Annotated in this window: 17 protein-coding genes; 14 read left to right on the top strand and 3 right to left on the bottom strand. The window is 50.6% G+C overall.

All coding sequences use genetic code 11. The features are described 5' to 3' along the window. The first annotated feature begins 21 nt into the window (after positions 1-21). The 7 genes from BLX24_RS21125 to BLX24_RS21095 all read left to right on the top strand — a co-directional run bounded on the left by BLX24_RS21125 (position 22) and on the right by BLX24_RS21095 (position 10,114). A complete protein-coding gene (locus BLX24_RS21125; protein WP_143092743.1) occupies positions 22-276 on the top strand; it encodes a hypothetical protein in 255 nt (84 codons plus the stop codon). Further along, positions 273-2,615: a TonB-dependent receptor gene (locus BLX24_RS21120; RefSeq protein ID WP_071505182.1), complete on the top strand. Its 2,343-nt coding sequence runs from the start codon at positions 273-275 to the stop codon at positions 2,613-2,615. Before BLX24_RS21125 ends, BLX24_RS21120 begins: the two co-directional genes overlap by 4 nt. Positions 2,616-2,699: 84 nt before the next feature. Continuing rightward, positions 2,700-5,003 (top strand): TonB-dependent receptor, encoded by a 2,304-nt coding sequence (locus tag BLX24_RS21115; protein WP_071505181.1) that lies wholly within the window; start codon positions 2,700-2,702, stop codon positions 5,001-5,003. Then, complete coding sequence (locus tag BLX24_RS21110) at positions 4,993-5,922, top strand: DUF4249 domain-containing protein (RefSeq protein ID WP_071505180.1); 930 nt, start codon at positions 4,993-4,995, stop codon at positions 5,920-5,922. Before BLX24_RS21115 ends, BLX24_RS21110 begins: the two co-directional genes overlap by 11 nt. Before the next feature lie 304 nt (positions 5,923-6,226). Then, positions 6,227-9,238: a beta strand repeat-containing protein gene (locus BLX24_RS21105; RefSeq protein ID WP_143092742.1), complete on the top strand. Its 3,012-nt coding sequence runs from the start codon at positions 6,227-6,229 to the stop codon at positions 9,236-9,238. Between the two features lie 269 nt (positions 9,239-9,507). After that, positions 9,508-9,729, top strand: coding sequence for a type II toxin-antitoxin system VapB family antitoxin (gene vapB, locus BLX24_RS21100; protein ID WP_071505178.1), 222 nt, complete (start codon positions 9,508-9,510; stop codon positions 9,727-9,729). Position 9,730: 1 nt separating this feature from the next. Then, on the top strand, positions 9,731-10,114 hold the full coding sequence (locus BLX24_RS21095; protein WP_071505177.1) for a type II toxin-antitoxin system VapC family toxin: 384 nt from the start codon (positions 9,731-9,733) through the stop codon (positions 10,112-10,114). Here the strand turns inward: BLX24_RS21095 and BLX24_RS21090 are convergent. After that, positions 10,100-11,791 carry a VRR-NUC domain-containing protein gene (locus BLX24_RS21090; RefSeq protein ID WP_071505176.1) on the bottom strand — a complete coding sequence of 564 codons (1,692 nt, stop codon included), beginning with the start codon at positions 11,789-11,791 and terminating at the stop codon, positions 10,100-10,102. The genes BLX24_RS21095 and BLX24_RS21090 overlap by 15 nt on opposite strands. 111 nt (positions 11,792-11,902) lie before the next feature. Between BLX24_RS21090 and BLX24_RS21085 the strand changes: the two genes are divergently transcribed. The 3 genes from BLX24_RS21085 (at position 11,903) to BLX24_RS21075 (ending at position 14,696) form a co-directional block, all read left to right on the top strand. Continuing rightward, on the top strand, positions 11,903-12,859 hold the full coding sequence (locus tag BLX24_RS21085; protein ID WP_071505175.1) for a DUF2157 domain-containing protein: 957 nt from the start codon (positions 11,903-11,905) through the stop codon (positions 12,857-12,859). A gap of 51 nt (positions 12,860-12,910) precedes the next feature. Beyond that, positions 12,911-14,176 carry a hypothetical protein gene (locus tag BLX24_RS21080; RefSeq protein WP_071505199.1) on the top strand — a complete coding sequence of 422 codons (1,266 nt, stop codon included), beginning with the start codon at positions 12,911-12,913 and terminating at the stop codon, positions 14,174-14,176. A gap of 70 nt (positions 14,177-14,246) precedes the next feature. After that, positions 14,247-14,696, top strand: coding sequence for a nuclear transport factor 2 family protein (locus tag BLX24_RS21075; protein ID WP_071505174.1), 450 nt, complete (start codon positions 14,247-14,249; stop codon positions 14,694-14,696). Positions 14,697-14,711: 15 nt separating this feature from the next. Here the strand turns inward: BLX24_RS21075 and BLX24_RS21070 are convergent, their stop codons facing one another. Continuing rightward, positions 14,712-15,530 carry an enoyl-CoA hydratase-related protein gene (locus tag BLX24_RS21070; RefSeq protein ID WP_071505173.1) on the bottom strand — a complete coding sequence of 273 codons (819 nt, stop codon included), beginning with the start codon at positions 15,528-15,530 and terminating at the stop codon, positions 14,712-14,714. 109 nt (positions 15,531-15,639) lie between these two features. On the opposite strand from BLX24_RS21070, the gene BLX24_RS21065 reads away from it, so the two are divergent. Then, on the top strand, positions 15,640-16,752 hold the full coding sequence (locus BLX24_RS21065) for a T9SS type A sorting domain-containing protein (RefSeq protein WP_071505172.1): 1,113 nt from the start codon (positions 15,640-15,642) through the stop codon (positions 16,750-16,752). Positions 16,753-16,787: 35 nt separating this feature from the next. Here the strand turns inward: BLX24_RS21065 and accD are convergent, their stop codons facing one another. Then, on the bottom strand, positions 16,788-17,630 hold the full coding sequence (accD, locus tag BLX24_RS21060; RefSeq protein WP_071505171.1) for an acetyl-CoA carboxylase, carboxyltransferase subunit beta: 843 nt from the start codon (positions 17,628-17,630) through the stop codon (positions 16,788-16,790). A 290-nt stretch (positions 17,631-17,920) separates the two neighbouring features. On the opposite strand from accD, the gene BLX24_RS21050 reads away from it, so the two are divergent. The 3 genes from BLX24_RS21050 (at position 17,921) to BLX24_RS21040 (ending at position 21,733) form a co-directional block, all read left to right on the top strand. Next, positions 17,921-18,475, top strand: coding sequence for a T9SS type A sorting domain-containing protein (locus BLX24_RS21050; RefSeq protein WP_071505169.1), 555 nt, complete (start codon positions 17,921-17,923; stop codon positions 18,473-18,475). Between the two features lie 154 nt (positions 18,476-18,629). Further along, positions 18,630-20,126: a capsule assembly Wzi family protein gene (locus tag BLX24_RS21045; protein ID WP_071505168.1), complete on the top strand. Its 1,497-nt coding sequence runs from the start codon at positions 18,630-18,632 to the stop codon at positions 20,124-20,126. A gap of 227 nt (positions 20,127-20,353) precedes the next feature. Continuing rightward, complete coding sequence (locus tag BLX24_RS21040; RefSeq protein ID WP_071505167.1) at positions 20,354-21,733, top strand: sugar transferase; 1,380 nt, start codon at positions 20,354-20,356, stop codon at positions 21,731-21,733. Positions 21,734-21,882 lie beyond the last annotated feature (149 nt).

The following is a 21,882-nucleotide window of genomic DNA, read 5'->3' as shown; positions in this document are numbered from 1 at the left end:
GAAGATTAACTATCTCGCAACTTGGATTACGTCTACTATACCGGTAACTTCCCCGATACTCACCTCCGGCAAACATTTTATTTATTGACAATGGATCGGAATTCGTTCCGATTCTATGCCATTGGCAACAATATGTATGAGGCCGTTCGCCGGGGTGGAACCAATGACTTTTTCGGGGCTTATCAGGGCGTTATGCCTGAATTTACCAACATCGAAAACGGATATGGGGTGTTTGGTGCCTATTTACGGACAAAAAAGGATGTAGTCATACCATGAAGCAGTTACTCTTCCTATTGATGTTTAGCGCCGGCCACGTAGCGGCGCAAAAACTACATCTTAGCGTCAGTGTACGTAGCCAAACCAGTGGTCAGGCATTACCAGGTGCATCCGTACAATTACTTAAAACGAATGCCGCCGGTATAACCGATGATGATGGAAATTTCTTTCCGGAGCGTATCCGGAGCGGTCAGTATGACCTGGTCATCCGGTATGTGGGCTATCTGACGGTCAAAAAAAAGGTTCTGATCAGCCGTGATACTACCCTTACGGTTTCTCTGATGCCTTTTACTACCGACCTCGACGAAGTCACCATAGACGGCCAACATACCGATTTTACCGACAGACCGCTTAGCAGCCTTGCTTCGTTTAGCACACAGCAATTACGTACGGTTCCGTCGATTGACGGAGAACACGACCTTGCCCGTATACTGACACTAACTCCGGGGGTTAAGGCCGACAACGAAGCCAATGCCGGGTTGTTTGTCCGTGGAGGAACGTCAGACCAGAATTTGTTTCTGCTTGATAATGTCCCCTTGTATAAAAACAGCCATTTTTTCGGGTTTCTTTCGCCGTTTAACAGTGATATCATTCGCCAGGCCGATCTATACCGGGGCGGTTTTCCGGCGCGGTTCGGCGGACGGCTTTCGTCGGTGCTGGATGTCCGGCTAAAATCGGCGTCGATGGAAGCCCTTCGGGTTCAGGGCTCTACCGGCATTCTGAACTCCCGCCTTGCAATCGAAGTACCCCTGATTAACGATAAGCTGTCGGTGTTGCTGGCCGGTCGCCGGAGTTATTTTGATATTTTTACCAGACTATTTACCGGCTCCGGTACAACCTCAAGCCCTGATTATCATTTCTATGACCTGAACGGGAAGCTATCTGCCCGGTTGGGCAAACAAAGTCAGCTACAGCTGTTTGCCTATCAGGACCAGGACCGGTTACAGGCCGGCGCTCAAAATAACCTGGAAGATTTCCGCTATGATCAGCGCTGGACAAGCCGTATTCTGGGCCTGTCGCTCACGTCTATCCTAAGCCGGCAGGTGTCAAACCAACTGGAGATCAACACATCTGACTACGCACTGAACCAACAAACCACACAAATTCAGCAAGGTATCGGCACGGTATATAATTTTACCAACAGTCTTCGTACCCAAACCGTACGTAACTCGATTGACTACACCCCCTTCGACAGCTATAAACTTCGTATTGGCGCTTCTGGTACATGTTATCGTTTTCAACCCGGTAATTTAACCTTTGCGGACAAACAGCAAACCGTTAACAAATCAATTGATAGTACGGATATCACCGAACTCAGCAGTTTTCTGGAAAATGAGTGGAAAACCTCATGGCTAACCATTCAGGCAGGGCTCCGGTATGCAAATTACCATACCGCTGGTCAGCAGCGATATTCTTTTTGGGAGCCCCGGCTGATGATGGCCTTTAAAATTACCCCGCTTGCCTCACTTATCGTTACGTATTCGCGGATGAATCAGCCCATTCACTTATTGACCAATCCGGGGTTTGGTATTCCGGTTGATTTATGGTTTCCCACTAAAGGCAGCATACAGCCTCAATCATCCCATCTGATCTCGGTGGGGTATCAAAAAACGATTGCTCCCGCGACCCGGCATCCGTTAACGTTTTCAGCCGAAAGCTATTACAAAACCTTAGACCACATCATTACGTATCAGGACGGATATAGCTCTCAGGATTTCACAACATTTAAGCAAAATGCTACCCGTAAATGGGAAGACATTATGGCTACGGGGCAGGGGTGGTCGTATGGGGCAGAACTGTTACTGCAAAAAAAACAGGGACGTTTAACCGGATGGCTGGGCTACACACTTTCATGGACGAAACACCGGTTTGGTGCTTTAAATCAGGGGAACGCTTTTTTTGCCCGTCATGACCGACGGCACGACCTGTCAATTGTAAGCTCATGGCAACTCAACAAACGGTGGTTGCTCAATGCCACCTGGATTTACCAGACCGGGCAGGCGGTTACGCTGCCTCAGGCGGTTTATTCGCAAACTGACTATAACTTTCTGACTAACCAGTTCGGCAATAGTGGGCCTGTTCTATACGCCTACGGCGAACGCAATAGCTACCGGATGAAGGCAATCCACCGCATGGATGTGAGCATTCAGCGAAAAACAACCCACCGGTGGGGCGTTGGTCAAATCGACATCAGTGTCTACAATCTCTATAACCGGCAGAATCCCTACTTCTATTACCTGGCCCCCGGAAACAGGGTTAAAGCCGTCTCACTGTTACCAATTATCCCGTCGCTTTCGTATACATTCAACATTTTCACCGGCCCTAAAACAAAACAATAATTTTTCCCCATCTGCCGCGTTACTTTTTCATGCACAGCCTGATTGTATATCAGGGAACAGACACACCACACCATTTTTCTTTGTATGCGCCGCTGGCTATTACTGCTACCTATCCTCCTTATCCCTCATCTTCTTCCGGCCCAAGCCATTACCATCAGCGGGTTTGTGCGCGACAGCCTTTCCGGCGAAAACCTGTCGGGAGCGGTTGTGCAGATCGGCAATAGTACCCGGCAAACAAACGGCTATGGATTCTTTAGCCTGCGCGTCGCCAAAAGCACAGCATCCCGCACACTTTCGACTCATTTCCTCGGCTATCAGACTCACCATCAGCGGCTTGCTCCGGCCAAAGACACGACCCTAACTATCTGGCTGACAGTGCAGGCTAAACAGCTGGAGGCAGTTACGGTGCAGAGCGATTTGCTGCAACGCGATGTCGCACCCGGCACCTACCGGCTTCCGCTGACCCTGCTCCGGCAAGCTCCTGCCTTGCTGGGCGAAGCCGACCTGCTCAAATTTGTACAGACGCTCCCCGGCGTTCAGGGAGGCACCGAAGGTACTGCCGGCATGTACGTACGCGGAGGCAGCCCCGACCAGAATCTCATCCTGCTCGACGGCATGCCCGTCTACAATGCCTCGCACCTGTTCGGGTTCTTTTCGGTCTTTAATCCGGAGGCTATTGCTACGGCCGATTTTTACAAAGGAGCCATTCCCGCCCGATACAGCGGCCGTCTGTCGTCGGTACTCGATCTGAGCATGAAAGAAGGTAACCGGCAAAAAACGCACGGGCGCTTTGCCCTGAGCCCCGTTGCCGGTAACCTGCTGCTCGAAGGGCCTTTGGTCAAAAACAAACTATCCTACATGATCTCGGGACGGCGAACATGGCTTGATGCGTTTACCAATCTGCTCAGCCTGATCAATAACCGCAACCGGCTGGGCTATCATTTCGACGACATTAATGCAAAAATCAATGCGGAACTATCGCCCAAACGGCATCTGTACGTAAGCTGGTACCGGAGCAAGGACCGGTTCCTGAACGTTTTTACCGATTCGCGCTATAAGTCGGTTTATGGCTACGACTGGGCCAACAGCACCCTCTCGGCACGGTATACGCAGCTGTTTTCTGAGAAACTCTTTGGCCGGTTTCAGCTCGGGCTCGTCAAGTATCACTATGCCCTCAATACCCGTTCAGAAACCGCCGAAGGTACGATTCATTTCGATACCCGCTCGGCCATCCGGGACGTACTGCTGAAAACTGATTTTGACCTGTCGGCGGCATCGTCGGTACAGCTTCAGTTTGGTACGCAGCTTTCGTTACGGCGGTTTACGCCTGAAATCCGTACCGCGCAGGGTAATGTGCCGGTTGACGAAAGCGCCGCACCCGCGCAACCCGCCTACAGCCATGAAGCGTCGGCCTATGTCGACGCTACGCTGACCTTCGCCGAACACATGTCGGCCAACGTGGGGCTCGTACAATCGGTCAATCTGGTTCCTGACCGAACCTACGCCAACCTGCAACCCCGGCTGAGTATACAGTATGGCCTGTCGGATCATCTGTCGCTCAAAGCGGCCTACAACACCCAGGTACAGTACCTGCATCTGCTGACCAACTCTTCGCTGGGCCTGCCCACCGATCTGTGGGTGCCTACCAATGCCGCTATTCTGCCACAAACAAGCCAACAGGTTTCTTTAGGCATTTACCAGGGCAACCGAAAAGGATTTTCGGGTTCGGTTGAGGGCTACTACAAATGGCTCGACAACGTGCTGGAATACAAAACGGGCAGTAACCTGTTTCTAACCCGGGCCAGTGAGTGGACGGACCGGGTACTGGTCGGTGCGGGCCGGTCATATGGCCTCGAAACCTACCTGAAAAAAACAACCGGTGCCTGGACCGGCTGGGTTAGCTATACCCTGTCATGGCATCAGCGGTTATTCGCCGGCCTTAACGGGGGACAATGGTTTCCGTACACCTATGACCGGCGACACGTGGTCAGCGCTGTGGTCACGAAAACGACCCGACCCAACCAGCAGCTGACAGCCAATTTTCAGTTCAATACCGGCGCAACCGCCACGCTGCCAACCAGCCGTGTCAGCCTGCCGCAGCCCGATGCGGGCATCAGTCCCATCTATCAGGGTAGCTTTCAGCAGTACTTTTCGCAGATAGACGTACTGAACAACCGCAATAATTTCCGGCTACCTGCCTACCATCGGTTAGACCTCAGTTACCGGTTCGACAAGGTAAAGAAGCGGGGCACCCGTAGCTGGATTCTGGCCTGTTACAACGTGTATAACCGTAACAATCCGTTTATTGTCTACCTGCAGGACGGTCAGCTGAAACAGTTTAGTCTCTTCACCATTCTTCCCTCAGCTACGTACAGTTATGCGTTTTAAGCTCTTTCTGGTTTGTCTGATCAGCCTTGGTTTGTGGGGCTGTACCAAAACGATTACGCTGACGCCCCCTGCCTTCGTGCGGGAGCCGGTGGTAGCCGCCTTATTGTCGCCGGACAGTACGCTTCAGGTAACGCTTACCTACAGTTACCCGACCACGGCTACTGACGTTACGCCAACGCCCATCCGGAACGCGCAGGTATTCATCGCCGACAACGGGCAGCGCCTTGCGCCGTTGGCGGAGCAGCAACCGGGTGTGTACCGGCTGAATTACCACCCCCAGCCGGGTCATGTCTATGCCTTGACGGCCATTACGCCGGAAGGGAAAACACTCACGGCGCAGGACCGGATGCCGGTTGCTTCGGTGTTATCGGTCACGCTCACCGGCCCGAATGCCGGCAATGTAAACAACAACCCTGACATTATCCTGCAAACACAGCCGCTGCCCGCCAACGAGGCCGTGCAATGGCTTTCGGTCTATATGCGGACGGAGTCGTTCAGCACCCGTCAGCTCACCACAACCATCGAAGGTATTCAGAGCAACAGCCTGTTGCTGGACGAGTTTAACAGTAACCTGTCGGGCTTTAACTACAAACGCTCCTACTGGCCCTACGCCCGGATTACCCCCATCGTGGCAGACAACCTGACCCATCCGACCATTACGTTCAATACCGGCAATCAGGTGGCGAACCTCAAAAAGCCCGGCGACCGCTACCAGCTAACGATCTGGACCGGAAGCCCGGCATTTGACCGGTACCTGCGCTCGGTGATTACGGCCTACCAAAACCGCCTCAGCGATGGGGGCGGCATCGGCGATAACCCTTTTGCCCAGCCGTCGCCGGTGGCCGGCAATGTCTCGGGCGGCCAGGGTGTCTTCGCCGCCTATGTCACACAGGTAGTGGTGTTGAAGGAAGTGAATTAGTTGACTTCGTATCCTGCCTATCACTCACATTTAATAATTGCGTTGTCGCTACTGAAATTTATGTCAGTAGCAGCAACGGCTTGCATGCACAATTAAGTTAGCTTTGCAAATTGTAACCTTCAATACATTTAACTTAACTATTTGTATGCTTCATCTTATCTTATCAAATGTTAGAATGAAAGTTCGTAACCTTTCATTTTCATCCCTTTCCTTAATAGTCCTTGTTTGCTGGCTCAACACCGGCGTGGCAGCAATACCCGGACGACCCAAAAGTGCAAATATCCCTCCTGTAAACCGGTCATATATGACCACAATTTACCGACCACTAAACATGGCTAACATGGTGCCGGTATCCAGTCTATACAACGGTCCTCAAGGAGCCCCGGATGCGGTTGGGCCAAGTGGTGGTACCAATGATGACTTTACCAATAAATCCAGCCTTATACCAACAGCCACGACACCAGGATCAACGATTGACCCTCAATCAGTTGGCTTCACAAACACCGTTATCAACAGGTTCTCAGAGGCGAGAAGCATTTCCCTGACACCCACCCCTCCTACTCCCACCGACCTGTTACCGGCAAATACCAAAGTTACCATATCGTATCAAAGCAGCTCAGCTGTTTATACCTATAACGGCACAGGCTTTATTTTCACCAGTGGTACGGGTGTAGTGGCCGGCAATCCGGTGTCGGCAACCAATCCGATTCAGATTGCCAGTCTCGCCAGTAATGCACAGGCCACTTACGGAGTTGAAATAGACCTGCCTTCAGGGACACCATTGTCTACTGATGTCAACATTGAGCGTGGCTTCCCGGTTACCATTACAGCCTTCGTTGACGACAATGGTGACGGCTTTCCCAACGGAAGTGAGGCAACCGACAAAACCATTGACCGCGTATATACGGGCTTTTTGCAGCTACAAAAACAGTCACAGGTTTTAGCTGGTACTGGTCCCGCCGTTCAGGGAAGCGACGGCATATTGAGTGCTCTGCCCAAAAAACCGGCCCCGGGCAATAGCATCCGGTATGAAATCAGTTATAAAAATATTTCCGAACCACAGTCAGGCGTCGGAAATGTGACACTATCCGCCGATAAGGTCGTACTTATCGAAGAAGGCAATGCCGGTGCGAATAACTGGGCGAAGGATAATGACAGCGATGGTAAACTGGATACCAGCCATTCGTTCTCAATAGCTGTTTCCTCAAATGTTACCATGCAGTATTTCAGCGGCTCGCCGGCCACCAATCTGTTGGGAGGCGAACAGTCCGGAACTACGCCGGCGACAGACGTAACAAAGTATGTATTGAGTCAGACCGGCGTGATAAGCCCGGGCGTAACGCTTACCTTTAGTTTTACCCGTAGTGTTAATAACACGCTGGCCGGTACATCTATTGATAACGAAGTGAAGGCAACATACGAGGCCCCTGATAACCCTGGCACAATCATCAATACTACATCAAACAAAGTATCCGTTACGATCCCGGAAGTTGCCGGTCTGCGGATAGCAGCCGGAACGCTCATTGATAATAACGGAGGCAGTGTCCAGCCAGGCGACCGGCTTCTTTTTCCGTTCACCATCACCAATGCCGGTAACGATCCGACCCGCGTTCAGTTGCCCGCACAGGCAGGCATAACCGGTCCGGCATCTGTCAGCCTGCTGGAATACAGCCTGGACAACGGTACCAGCTGGAGCGCGGTCACAGCAGGTGGCTTCACCACACCTTCCCTGTCCGTAACCGGCTCGGTGCTGATGCGTGTTGTCGTCAATGTGAATTCGGGCGCAACACCACAGCAGGTTATTAAAGTTGTATTGGGAGAGACCAACCCGGCCGAAACAACAGCCAATGCAGGGCGTGCGGGTTCAGTTAATGACTCCCGGGACGTGTATACAGTTGACAATCCGGATGGTGCAGAACCGGGCGAAGTTACGGGCACACCTGTTAACGGCGTTGTTGAAGTCAGCACATCCTTATCCGTTGCGGTCGGTCCCCGGGAATACGCCCTTGCTACGTTGCTTACTATCCGCACCGCTTATAACAATAACAATACGGGTAATGATATTACGGATGACCAGCTCACCTATTCGCTTGGTTTACGCGTAGAATCGACCGATCCTACCGGCCTGAGTATTACGGCAACCGACATGGCAGGAACCGGTATACCCGGAATTTCCGGAAACAATATTCTGGTTTCCTTTGCTATTCCAAACGGCACATCCTTAGCTTCACTACCGACCGCGCCAACCGGCTGGGCGTGTGTGTATACCACGGCTCCGGTCAGTACTGCGGCTAATGCTGCCACCTGGACGACATCGGCCCCGGGAAGTCTGTCAACCATCACACGGGTTGGTTTCGCGAAAGTGACCGTCGACGGTAATGCAAGCACGTATTTAGCTGCACAGAGTAATCAGACAACAACATTTCCCGTTACCATAAAGATACAGTCCGGGCAAACGGCCCCGCTGACCGTGGCTGCCCTGGGGCAGGTATTTGGTAAAACACCCGGCACCAATGCGCCGGTAATGGATGAATCCGGAGATACTAACCCCGGCAACTTTGATGGCCCGCTGAACAACATGACCCCTCCGGCAGGCACCGACCTGAACGGCAATGGCGTTCCGGATCAGCTTCCGGCTACGGTTCCGGATGGTTTCATCAACGATGCTGCTGATCTGACAGCCACCGGAACGGATACTAACGGCGATAACGGGGGAGACCTCAACAATCCGGCTGCTAATGCACAGGGCGAGGCAAACGTTTTCACCATCAACAGCTTAAACATTAGCCTCAGCGGTACTGTCGCCATTTGTGCGGGACAGCCTGCCAGCTTTACACCGGCTATTACCGGCGGAAATGCGCCCTATAGCCTCACGCTCAGCGATGGTACAGCCACTACCGTTCTGTCAAACTATACCATCGGGCAGGGAATTATTGTTAGTCCGGCCATTAGCCGTACGTACACCATCGCGGGGATGACAGATGCCAACGGTACCTTTACAACGGGCAGCGGGTCCGTAGTTGTTACAATAAATCCATCCAATGCTGCATCCATCCGCGACCTGACTTACCAGCCCGACGGATCTACACCGTGCCGCGGCAAGTTGACGGCAATCGCTTCGGGAGCATCGTTTGTCGTTAAAGGCCCGAATAGCTACGCGTTTACTAACGTCTATCGCTCGTCCGGTTCAGATGTCAGTCTGTTATTTCCTGAAATCAAAGAAACGGGCACGTATATTTTGCGGGTAACCGATGGTGCCGGCTGCGCTACCGTTACGCGTTCTATCACCATACAGGATTTGTGTACGAAACAGTAAGCAGCCAGAAGACGTAACAGCCAGCGAGCCAACCGGCGGGCGGCGTCTCTGATACTATTTTTGAAACCGTACAGGAGCCGGTATGCAACGCAGCCGGATCTGTACGGTTTCTGCTTTACAGACCTAAGCATTGGTTGCTTGTCTGCTACGCCAACGGCTCCCCGCTCCAGATCACCCGCATAACCATGCCTGCCACGCCGATGGTTGCCCGAAAGAAATTAATACCGGTCAGAAATTGTTATCTTTACTGAGATCAAACAGAAGGGATTATGTCAACGATTGAGCTGAAACAACATATACATCAGACCATTGAGTCGCTGCCGGACAGCGCCTTGCTTGAAGTTGAGCAATTGCTGAAAATGCTGAAAATCAAGCACACAGCAACAAATCCCCCAGTGAATCAGCGTCAATTTGGTTTTATGAAAGGCAATGTCATTCATATGGCAGACGATTTTGACGCTCCTCTTGACGATTTTACAGAGTACATGTAGCATGAACTTTCTCTTAGACACCCATACTTTTATCTGGTTTGCAGAAGGCGATGAACAACTATCCTCAACGGCACTGACGCTTATTCAAGATCCGAATAACAGAATTCTTGTCAGCACAATATCGGTTTGGAAAATGGCGATAAAAATCAACCTGGGTAAATTGACGCTCGTCAACCCGCTACAGCAGTTAGTAGACAACCTACAGCAGCAGCAGATTGAATTGATTGCACCAACCCTTGATGCCATTTATTCAATCCAAAATCTGCCATTATTTCATAGAGATCCTTTTGATCGTATGCTAATTGCCCTGGCTATCGATCAAAAGCTTTCGATTATTGGCCGGGATGTTGTTTTTGACCGTTACGCCGTTTCACGTGTTTGGTAGCTCCCCGCTCCAGATCACCCGCAGAACCATGCCTGTCACGCCAATGGTCTGAAAAAACTCCAGCCAGTGCAGTTGCTGCGCGCCGAGATGATCGGTAGGCGATTTAACCTCGACAAACGCATATTCGCCGGAGTCGCGCCACACCAGCAGGTCGGGAAAACCGCGGGTATGTTCGCGTACGTTACGCGCCATTTCCAGCAGAATCAACCGCAGCTGCGCCACATCCAGCACCGCAATCAGCTGATTAACCAGCGCCAGCAGGCTATCACTCCAGTCGACCAGCATATTGGCCATCCCGAATTTGGCGTTGAACATCCGGCCGACATGCACCCGCCAGTCGTCTTTTGTTGCCAGTTCGGTCAGCCGTTTTTTGATCAGCTCTTCGCGTTTCAGGTAAAAATCGGGCAGGTACATGTCCGACGGGGCACGCTGCAGCGGATTATGAATCGCCTGCACGCCGGCATCGTAGATAATATCCCAGAAGACCAGCCCAAACAGCCCGCGCCAGGGGTAATTCTCTGTAAAAGCCGCGTGATAGCCCGAGGCCATGTAATGCGCCATCACACCAGCTTCGACATGGTGCCGGAATGCCGCCGGAATCTGCACCGATTCGGCATCCGACAAAAACCGGGTCGTTGCTTTCCGGCTGCGCTTTTTCAGACCGGCATTCAGTATCTTTTCCTTAAAATCACTGGCAAAATAACGTTCTTCGGCATTCTGAGGTGCTTCGGCAATTTCATCGCATAGGGCCATCGCTTCGTCGACCAGGCCGTTTTTAAACAACAGCCGTACACGCCGCTCGCGGGCCGGCACCAGATCCGAAAGCTCATAGACCGTCAGCGCCTGATCGGGTAGTTTCTGCCGTTCCAGGTAAGCGCCGACCCGGCAAACCAGCTTCTGATAACTCTGCAGGGCAATGTCAGCCAGCTCAGGCTTGTTTTCGTTCCAGTTCAGAAACCAGTTGTAAATATCTTCCGGTGGCGTTTCACTGTCTCTCAGCTCGTAAAAAGCCTCATTCGTCAGCGATACCATGAGTTTATCTTCTACCTCTTTACGGGTCTGGAAACGGGCCGTCAGCTTACTTTCGTCATACCGCTCGAAATTAACCATGCCCAGGTCACGGATTACAAACTCGGTCATGTCTGCCCCGCGATGACCAAAAAACAGGTATTTGATCATCATCACCTCTACCTCAAAACTGACCTTTACGACCGGCTCAACTGCCGTCAGACTCCGGACAACCTCCGCAAACGATAACTCATGCAGCACATACCGCACCACTTCCTCCTTCTTCAGCTTCGCCAGCGGTTTTACCTCTTCGGCCGACAGCGGCAACCGTTCCAGCAGTTCGGCTTTCGTAAAAACAGTCAGGATATCTTCTGCCCAAGGCTCATGCGCGACCGATACATACTCCGCAAAGCCGTTAGCCAATAATTCAGCAGCGGCTGCCGTTAAATCAGGGATTTCGGCATATTGTAGTTTATTTATCCGGAAAAACAGTCCTTTGCGATTACTGAACCGCACGAAAAGACACTGAGCCTCTTCGGATAAGGCGCCCAACCGGAGGATAAAGTCTTTCTCGGCCTCATTTAACAAACCGCCGTACAGTCGTTTCACAAAATCAACGACGTACTGAAAGTTGTTGAGGTAATATCTGGGTGGCAAGATTATTTTCATCGCGGACAACGCTGTACAACGGAAGAACATTCCGTTAAACGATCAGGGATATGAATCACGGAGCGGAATGCCATTCCGTTTTACAATTAAATAACAAAAAAATACGCATATATGTCCCCACACGACATTTTACAGGCACTTTCACAGCAGGGCCTGCTTGCCGGCGACCAGCAGAAAATTATCCGCGATGTTGAAGACAAAAAACCCTTTTCGGTACACTGGGAGCTCAGGGCTGTGTTATACGCCGGCGTCGTTTTACTAAGCTCCGGCCTGGGCCTGCTCATCTACGAAAACTATGACCGGATCGGCCACGGCTTTTTGCTCGGGGCAATTGCCACCTTGTGTCTGGGCTGCTTTGGTTTTGCGGCATACTACCGCGCACCGTGGTCGCCCGCACAAACCCGCAGCCGGTCGCCCTTCGGCGATTATGCGCTGTTGCTGGGCTGTCTGCTTTTTCTTTCGCTGGAAGGCTATGCCCAGTATGAGTATACCATATTCGGCACCCGCTATGGTCTGGTCACGTTCATTCCGGCAATGCTGTTTCTGGCACTGGCCTATCTCTTCGACCATCGGGGCGTGCTGAGTATGGCCCTGACCGCTCTGATTTCGTGGGTAGGCCTTACCGTTCGCCCGCTGGACTTTTTCTTCAAGACCAACTTCTTTGATCAGGGCATTACCCTGTCGGCCATTGGCCTGAGTCTGCTCCTGATTGCCGCCGCCCTGCTGCTCGAACGCCGGCAGCTTAAAGCGCATTTTACGTTCACGTATCTGCTCATGGCGGGTAACCTGCTGCTCGTAGCCCTGGTGGCAGGCATGTTCAATTTTGAGACCTGGCGGTTTGCATTTATCGCAGCGTTGTTCGGCTCCTGCGTGGCCTTTGACCGGTATGCCCGCAATCAGCGGTCATTTTTGTTTCTGCTGATGAGTGCGGTTTACGGATATATCGGCCTTACCTACCTCGTTTTTCATTTCGGAAAACCCGGCAACTACCTCGCCACTTTCTATTTCCTGACCAGTGGCATCGGCCTGGTTATTTACCTGCTTTTCAACCGCAGGGCCGTTAGCTGATTGCCGGCTAAAACCGGATCACTCTTTCTCTCTTCCGCTCTTTCACTCTTTATGCAAAAGGCTTACAACATACAATGGATTTATAACAAGGTAATCCGGTTGCAGACCGAACGCTGGCAAGCGCAGGGGCTGCTGACGCCGGAACAATCGCAGACTATTTTCAATGCCTGTCCGATTGGTTTCCGGCAATCAAACGCCTTTGTCGAAATCGGCGCGTTTCTATTTACCAACATTGCTGTAGCAGGTGGTTATGCCCTGTTAGGGCTTTTGCTGAGTCCGGCTAATGCCACCGCCAATGCGATCTATAGCTGTCTGTTTGGCATCGGCCTTGTCTTTCTGAATCAGGTATTGATCAGGCAGCAAAGCCTGTACCGGAGCGGCATTGATAACGCACTGGTTGTATCTTCGGTCGCTCTGATTGCTCTGGGTATTAACGTAGCCTTACCCAACGAAACCAGCCTTTGGGCGCGATGTCTGTGGTGCCTGCCCGTCATGATGCTGGCCATCTGGCACTATGGCGACACCATTGTGACATTCGTAGCCTGGCTCACCCTCTACTGGGCTATTTACGACGGCTTACTAACGTTCAGTTGGGGCAAAGCCATTTTGCCGTTTATGTTCATGGCACTGTCGCTGTGCATCTACTTCCTGTGTCATTTTGCCTTTATCGTTCCGACACGAGGCCCTGGCAGACGGGCAGGCGTATTCAGCCGGACGGCAGGCCGGAGTGCCGATAAACCAGCGACGGAGACTATCATGCAGAATCTGGTCTATTACGACGATGCGATCACCATTACCCAATGGATTGCCCTATCGATGCTGTTGGTCAGCAGCAATTATTTCATCGTGCGGGAGTTAAATGCGCAGTTGCTGCGGCCGGTACCGGCTGTTTCGCCGGACATAAGCCTGCCCTGGTTGTTCTGGGCTTTCACTTTTCTGATTCCGGTGGGGTATGCTTTTGTCGGTTTACGCTACCGGAACCGCGTTTTTCTGATTCTGGCGGCCATCGGCATTGCCGGTGCCCTGAGTACATTCCGGCATTATCACGGGTTTCTGCCCCTCTCGGTGCATCTGACCTTATGCGGCGTATTCACCATCGGGTTTGCGGGTTTTATGATCTGGCTGCTGCGACGGCCCGGCCACGAAACCCAACCGCATGGGTTCACCGATATTCCTGATGAGGATTCGCCTCGTGAATTCTTCCTGAATGCCGAATTGCTGGCTACCATTCAGGCTTCGGCATCGGTTCACCATCCGGACCCGCTCCGCTACGGCGGCGGTGATTTCGGAGGAGGAGGGAGCAGCGGCAAATATTGACCGCTACCCCTGGTAAATACATTGATGTTCATGTACCTTGCATCGTCATCATTAACCAACGACGAGTCCGATGAACAAACTCTCTTTGCTTTTTTTGCTGCTCCTCACAGCACCGGCATTTGCTCAGTCTCCCGACGAAACGGCTGTCCGCGCGACCATCGACCAGATGTTTACCGGTATGCGCAAATCCGACACGACGATGTTTAAATCAGTTTTTGCACCGGCCGCGTCCCTGCAGTCAGTAGCAAAAACGAAAGAAGGCGCCGTAAGTGTGCGGCAGGAATCCATCGCCGGCTTTATTGCGTCCGTGGGCAAACAAACACCCGGTGACCTTGACGAACGCCTGACGGGCTACGACATCAAGATTGACGCCGAACTCGCTGTTGCCTGGACACCTTACACGTTCTATTACAAAGGCCAGAAAAGCCACTGCGGCGTGAATGTATTTACGCTGGTAAAGATTAATGGCAGCTGGAAAATCCAGTCGATTATCGACACACGCCGCCGCGACGGCTGCTAGTCATACGCTGCCTGTTTACTGCCCGGTCCAGACCGGCGGGCGCTTTTCCAGAAACGCGGTCATTCCCTCTTTTGCATCGGCCGTTTGCTGAATCAGTTGAAACTGCTGGTGCAGAAAAGCCTGCTGCTGATCCGGTGGCAGGCTTTTTAGTTGCTGATAAGCCCGCAAGCCAAACTGCATCGCTGCGGGCGAATACTGCTTTAATTCCGTCACCAGAGTCGCTATGGCGGCATCCAGTGCCGGCTGGTCAACCACCTGCGTCACAAGGCCCAGCGCGGCGGCATCCTGTGCGGTCAACGTGTGCGCCCGCAGGCACAAATCCAGCACGGTCCGCGCCGGCATAATCTCCATCAGGCTTGCCATCACCTGAAACGGGAAAAGTCCCCGCTTTACTTCCGGCAGGCTAAAGGTGGCATTTCCGGCCGCGACAACGTATGTACTTCCCGCCACCAGCAGAAACCCGCCGGCATAGACAGGACCCTGCACCCGCGCGATACAGGGCTTATGCAACCCGGCCATCAATTCGCCCAGCCGGACGGGGCCCGACGGCTCCGGCACACTCGCGCCATCGGCATTGCCACTGACCAGGCTTTTCAGATCCATACCGGCGCAGAACGTGTCACCATCGGCGGCCAGTACCACCAGCCATACATCCGTCGTATAATGCGCAAAGGCCATGGCATAGGCCAGTTCATGCAACATGGGCGGGTGTAAGGCATTCTTTTTTGCCGGCCGGTTCAGTGTAATCGTAAACACATGGTCTACAAGCGTTGTGCGGACAAACTGCAGGCCCGCCAACCGGCTGGTATCTATCTGATTGTCTGAATAAAGCATGGTTGAGCAGGAGTTTATTTATCAGACTAATTATGTAACATTCCGGATAATATAATTAACAATTTTCAGTTAAAGAATCAGAAACATCCACGTAATAACACCGCATGCCATGAAATTTCTTACCACTACCTTTCTTTTTTTATGTCTTGTCTATCAGGCTGCAGCCACACACCTGCTTGGCGGCTATATTCAGGCAAAGCCAGTGAATGGATTACAGTATGAAGTAACGGTTACCCTGTTTATGGACGGCATCAGAGGCGCAGAAGCCATACGTTTTGCTTCTGAAACAAAAATTTGTTTCGGGGACGGTATGACGGGGATTCTTCCCAGAATTTCTGTCACCGACTTCAAAAACGATCCGGCGATAAAAGTCAGTGTTTACCGAACCGTGCATACTTTCCCGGGAGCCGGCAGTTATTATCTGGCACTTTCAGAGCAAAACCGGACCGGAACAACGAATTTCCGCGATGGAGACATGGTCTCCTTAGCGCTTACAACAGCCTTGCGTATTGATACACAACCCAATACTACTCCAGAGATCGTTTTGCCGGATAATATTTTTCAGGCAGCTGTTAACCAGCGGACAGTTTTTAGTTTTCCGGTTACAGATACGGATGGCGATAGTCTTGTTTATTTTTTAAGCCGGCCAATTACCACTAAAAACAGTTGTGACCAGACCATGCAGACGGTTTCCAACTACGTGTATCCTAATGAAGTTTCACGGCAGGGCACCTTTAAACTGAACAGCCGGACGGGGCAGCTCATCTGGGATGCGCCTACCGCACAAGGTAATTATACCTTCGCTATGATTGTCCGGGAGTTCCGGCGGGGTGCATTTCTGAGTGAGACGCGTTTTGAAATGATTCTACAGGTAACGGATAAACAGCTGACTCCTCAGCCGCTGCCCCCTTACGAGCCGGTTGTAGAGCAGATGCTCGTACTCGGCGTTTCAGAGCAGCATCCGGAAGCCCTCTTAACACTGCATGTTTACCCCAATCCGGCGCAGGATCAGGTGACGGTCCGGCTGAATTCGCAAAAACCGTCGAAGCCTCGTTTTCAGCTCATCAATCAGAACGGGCAGTTACTGGACGATATCCGCATCGAAACACCCCGCCCCGAGCATGAGCAGCGGTTTGACATCAAGCATTTACCTGCCGGTATGTATTTTATTCAGGCAGAAAGCGACGGACGGTTTGTGCGGCAGAAACTGATACGGCAATAAAAACGAAAGGGGCGCTTAAGGCCCCATTCGTTTTCTTATTGAAGCATTTTCAGCAAGCTGGTCAGCTTATCTTTCAAATCTTTACGGTCGACAATAAAGTCGAGGAAGCCATGGTCGAGGACGAACTCCGCACTCTGGAAGCCTTTCGGCAGATCCTTCCCGATTGTTTCGCGGATAACCCGTGGACCGGCAAAACCAATCAGTGCCTCTGGTTCGGCAATGTTAAAATCACCCAACATGGCAAAGGAGGCAGTAACACCACCGGTTGTCGGGTCTGTTAACAAGGACACATACGGAACTTTAGCCTGGGCTAGCAGCGCCAGTTTTGCGGATGTTTTAGCCATCTGCATCAGCGAAAAGCCGGCTTCCATCATCCGTGCCCCGCCCGACCGCGAAATCATCAGAAACGGCTGCTTGTGCTTCAGTGAATGATCGATGGCCCGCGCAATTTTTTCACCGACAACCGAGCCCATTGACCCGCCGATAAAGCCAAAGTCCATACAGGCAATGGTAATATCGAGATCATTCATTTTACCGTAACCCGTCCGGACAGCGTCTTTCAGACCGGTTTTGGCAATCGTTGTTTTAATCCGGTCCGTATAGGCTTTGGTATCCCGGAATGTCAGCGGGTCACCCGAGATCATATCCGGATCCAGTTCAGTAAATGTATTGTTATCAAATAAAACGGCGAAGTACGCGTCTGAGCCAATTTTTTCGTGATAATTGCAATGTACACAGGTATATGCATTCAGTTTATGCTCCCGTGTATGCATCACTTTTTTGCAATTCGGGCACTGGTACCATAGCCCGTCAGGGGCCTCCCGTTTCATTTCGGTTGGCGTTTGAATACCCTTATCTTTGCGGATGAACCAAGACATATCTTAGTTTTCTTGTTTTCGTTTGTCGTCAATTATTCCGGGTGGGATCAGAAATAGGGCGTAAAGATACGACAAAATGTATCCCGCCATACAAGGACCGGATTGAGCTTTTAAAATTGGGAGAGCAAAAAACGATTTTACGCGGATTGTGATCCGTCCAGTAAGCGCGACCGCTTGGTTGCGTTGCATAAAAAAAGTCTGTTTTCGCTCGGATAAATTGCCTAAGTTGTTGAAAAAAGTGTTAAGATTGAAAAAGAATTCAGTCCGCAACCGTCTTCTGACAAAGCAATATGAAAAAAAGTTTACTGTTTTCCGCCGCCCTGCTTATGGGAATGAGCGCGGCTTTTGCACAAGAATATCCTGTAAGTCAGGAAATTGCTCGTTCAATGAAGTCTGGAGCCGCTGTTCAGGAGAAGGCGGTTGAATATATCGTAGCCCGTAACGAAGTACAATCAGGTGCTTCTGTCAGCTACGAAGCCGGACGTTCTATTGTGCTGCAACCCGGGTTTACAGCACAGCCAGGTGCCGTTTTCGAAGCTACAATTGCTAATGTAGTTTCGCGGCCGGCCAGTCCGGAAGCTAATGCAGTTATGACGGTTGCTGCCGCTCCTAACCCGTTTGCCGATCAGACTATTGTTGAGTACCGTTTACCTGAGTCATCTCGTGTAAGCCGTACCTTAACTGATGTAAGAGGAAATATTATTGAACAGACCAGCACTGAAGATGTTCAGGCGGCTGGTCAGTACAAAGTAAACGTACGAGGAGGCAATCTTCCAACCGGTATTTACATTTATCAGATTCATACTGACAAAGGGACAAAGTCGGTACGCCTGATGAAGCAGTAAGCGTTCAGCATTTATCATAAAACGCTGCTGCAAATGCCTTTATATTAAGCCACCTCCTGAGGGTGGCTTTTTTTATTGCCTCCTCAACTCAACTAAAGCATTGTAAAAAGGTGTAAGTTTGCGCCGTTCATTGATAAAGCGTGCTCATTTTTAAATGTCTGAATTGTCTAAGGTTGCTTTATGGCTATGTGCTTTCGGTTTAACCACACCACTTGTCAAGGCACAAATTCAAACGGTAAAAGCTCCGACACAGTATAGCGGTGAACTCGGCAGCTATTTTTCATCATCGGCCAGAACTCCTTTCTGGCTCCGGAGCAACGAATACGGAATCGTTCCGCTTAAGTCTCCGGCCGCCACTGCCCGCTTCGGATTATACAGTGACTATGATTCCGCAAAAGTTGCCAACCGGAAAACAGACTATGGGTATGGCATAAATCTTGTCGGCAACATAGGACCCGCAGGCGGCGTGCTGTTACCCGAGCTATACGCTAAGATTCGTTTTAACATTTTCGAAATTTATGCCGGTCGCCGCCGTGAACATTTTGGTCTGGCAGATACGTCACTGACATCAGGGTCCTATGCCTGGTCGGGTAATGCCCTGCCAATCCCGAAAATTCAGATCAGTATTCCACAATTTACGCCCCTTCGTTTTACCAAGGGATGGTTATCCGTGATGGGCACGTTTGCCCATGGCTGGATGCAGCCGAAGGGCTATGTCAATCACTCGCTTCTACACCAGAAAACCCTCTATTTCAGACTAGGACGCCCGCATGATGTTGTCCGGCTTTACGCCGGTTTCAACCACCAAGCCATCTGGGGTGGGGAAAGTAAAGAGCTTCAGCGACTTGGTCTTACCGTAGGCCCGACCCTGCCCTCATCTTTCAGGGACTATATTTATGTAGTTACCGGACTACTTAATAAGAAAGATACAACAAAACTGACCAATTTTGATATTACTAATAGAGTGGGTAATCATCTCGGTACAATTGATCTGGGCGCTGAGATTGATCTGGTACGATATTCGCTCTTTTTGTACCGGCAGAATATCTATGAAGATGGTTCACTTTTTTACCTGATCAACATAACTGATGGTCTGAACGGCATCCGGTTACGCAGCAGCGATGCTAATTCTTTTTTCAGAGAAGTAGTTTTTGAGTTGTTGAATACCAAAAGCCAGGGTGGACCCGAGTTTGTTATTGAAGATCCGTTAAAGCGCGGAAAAGACGATTATTTCAATCATTCTCAGTTCCGCGACGGCTGGGGTTATTATGGTCGGGGTATCGGAACGCCTTTTATTCCACCGAATATGGGACCGAACGATGCCAATCCTAAAAATCCTTTTACACTCAATAATCGAGTCACTGTCTGGCATTTGGGTATATCTGGTACCTTAGTACCTCTCAAGGCCTCGTTTTTAGAAAGCCCGGTTACATACCAGACAAAGTTGTCAATCAGCAATAGCCTGGGAACGTATAATTTCCCGTTTGCACGGCCTAAAAACCAGTTTTCGGGCATAGTGTCTCTGATTGCCCCGACAACCTGGCTTGGCGGCCTGAATATCAGAGGGTCGGTTGCGATTGATGCCGGTGACTTATATCCGAATAGCGTTGGTGCGTATATCGGTTTGCAAAAAGTATGGCAAAGCAAATAAACTCCTGACGGGAACCTGTTTAAACACAAAATAGTACAATTCCGGATTTAACTTTTTTCAGTTGGAATCGTTTACTTTGCATTTTGACAGTTAACAGCGCCGTTAACTAAAAAATACGTGTATAGTATTGGTTTGCTACCGTACTTTATATGCCTTATTCCGTAACTGTCTCCAAATGAAGCCTTACAAAAGTTGTAAGATTAGTCGAATGCTGTTTTAAATATAGAATGAGACACCGATACTCAATATTGTTTTTACCATTACATGTCCTGTTTGATTTCCTTTGCCTTAATGCGTCGTTTATCAGTGCATACTGGCTTCACTTCAAGGAAATCGATGGCGCATTGCAGCCACCGCATTTGATATTATGGTATGTATTCAATTTTGTATGGGCCATTCTCGTTATCCTGCTTAAACCCTACACATTTCCGCGACAGCTCTTCAAAATCAGACACTTAATCCCTAAATTAGGACTTCTTACAACCTTACACATTGCCGTAATTTCGCTCTATCTGGTCTTTTTTCAAGAGTCGTTCTACTCCAGGGAGCACCTGCTGATTACCTACATTCTGTTTTTTATCCTTGGCTCAGCCTACCGTGTCGGCGGTTTACTGTTTTTACGGGAGTTCAGAGCGCGGGGCTATAATAACCGTCGTTTTATTGTTGTCGGTTACGGTAATCTGTCAAAAACCATTACCCGTTTTTATGAAATCCATCCGGAGATGGGTTTTCGTTTTGCCGGCTATTTTGACCACATCTCCGACGGAAACCGTGATATAATTACCGGTAATTACGAACAGTTACCGGACTTTATCCGCCGTAACCGTATAGACTGCGTTTATTGCTGCCTGCCCCATATTGATAACACCCGCCTGCATAACATTGTCGAGGACGCAGAAATCGCTGATTATCAGGTAAAACTACTTGTTGATTTCCGCGGATTTCTGGCCAAGGGCGCTTCTGTGGAGTATCATGATATTCTACCCGTTCTGAACCTTTCATCGCAAATGCTGGCGGATTTCCGGGTCAACACGCTGAAACGGGCCTTTGACATTACCTTTTCGCTAGGGGTTATTTTTATGGGTTTTCCCGCCTTTCTGCTCGTTGGTCTGATAACCAGGCTTACGTCACGGGGGCCGGTATTGTATGCTCAGGAGCGTATCGGCCGTGGAGGTGTTCCCTTCCGGATTTATAAATTCCGGAGTATGTATGTGGATGCAGAAGCAGGCGGCCCCTCACTTTCCCAAGGTCTTGGCGACTCCCGTATTACACCATGGGGCCGGTTTATGCGCCGTACCCGTCTGGATGAACTGCCCCAGTTTTTCAACGTACTAAAAGGCGATATGTCCGTAGTTGGGCCTCGTCCGGAACGGCAATACTTCATTGACCAAATTGTTGAAATCGCGCCTGAGTACAAAAACCTGCTTAAGGTAAAACCTGGCATTACCTCCATCGGGCAAATCAAATTCGGCTATGCCGGCAATGTGCAGGAAATGGTGAAGCGCCTGCGTTACGATGTCCTTTATCCGGAGCGCCGCTCGTTCTGGTTCGATGCCTGGATTATTCTGCAAACCGTCCGCGTCATGATGCAGGGCAGGGGCCGTTAAGCTTCTTTTCTGTTTACAGGCCTCATTTTTCGCTTGCGTTCGTGTCCTAAATCAATATTTTTGTAAATAGTTAGTTTTAGTCTATTTAATTAATAGTGAAGGGACGGATTGTGTTGAGAACACTCATTCATCATTGGGTTACGTTTACC

It is taken from the genome of Arsenicibacter rosenii (assembly GCF_001870735.1).
Taxonomy (GTDB): domain Bacteria; phylum Bacteroidota; class Bacteroidia; order Cytophagales; family Spirosomataceae; genus Arsenicibacter; species Arsenicibacter rosenii.
Note: the sequence above shows the minus strand (reverse complement) of the source record. Positions and strands in the feature narration are given on the sequence as shown.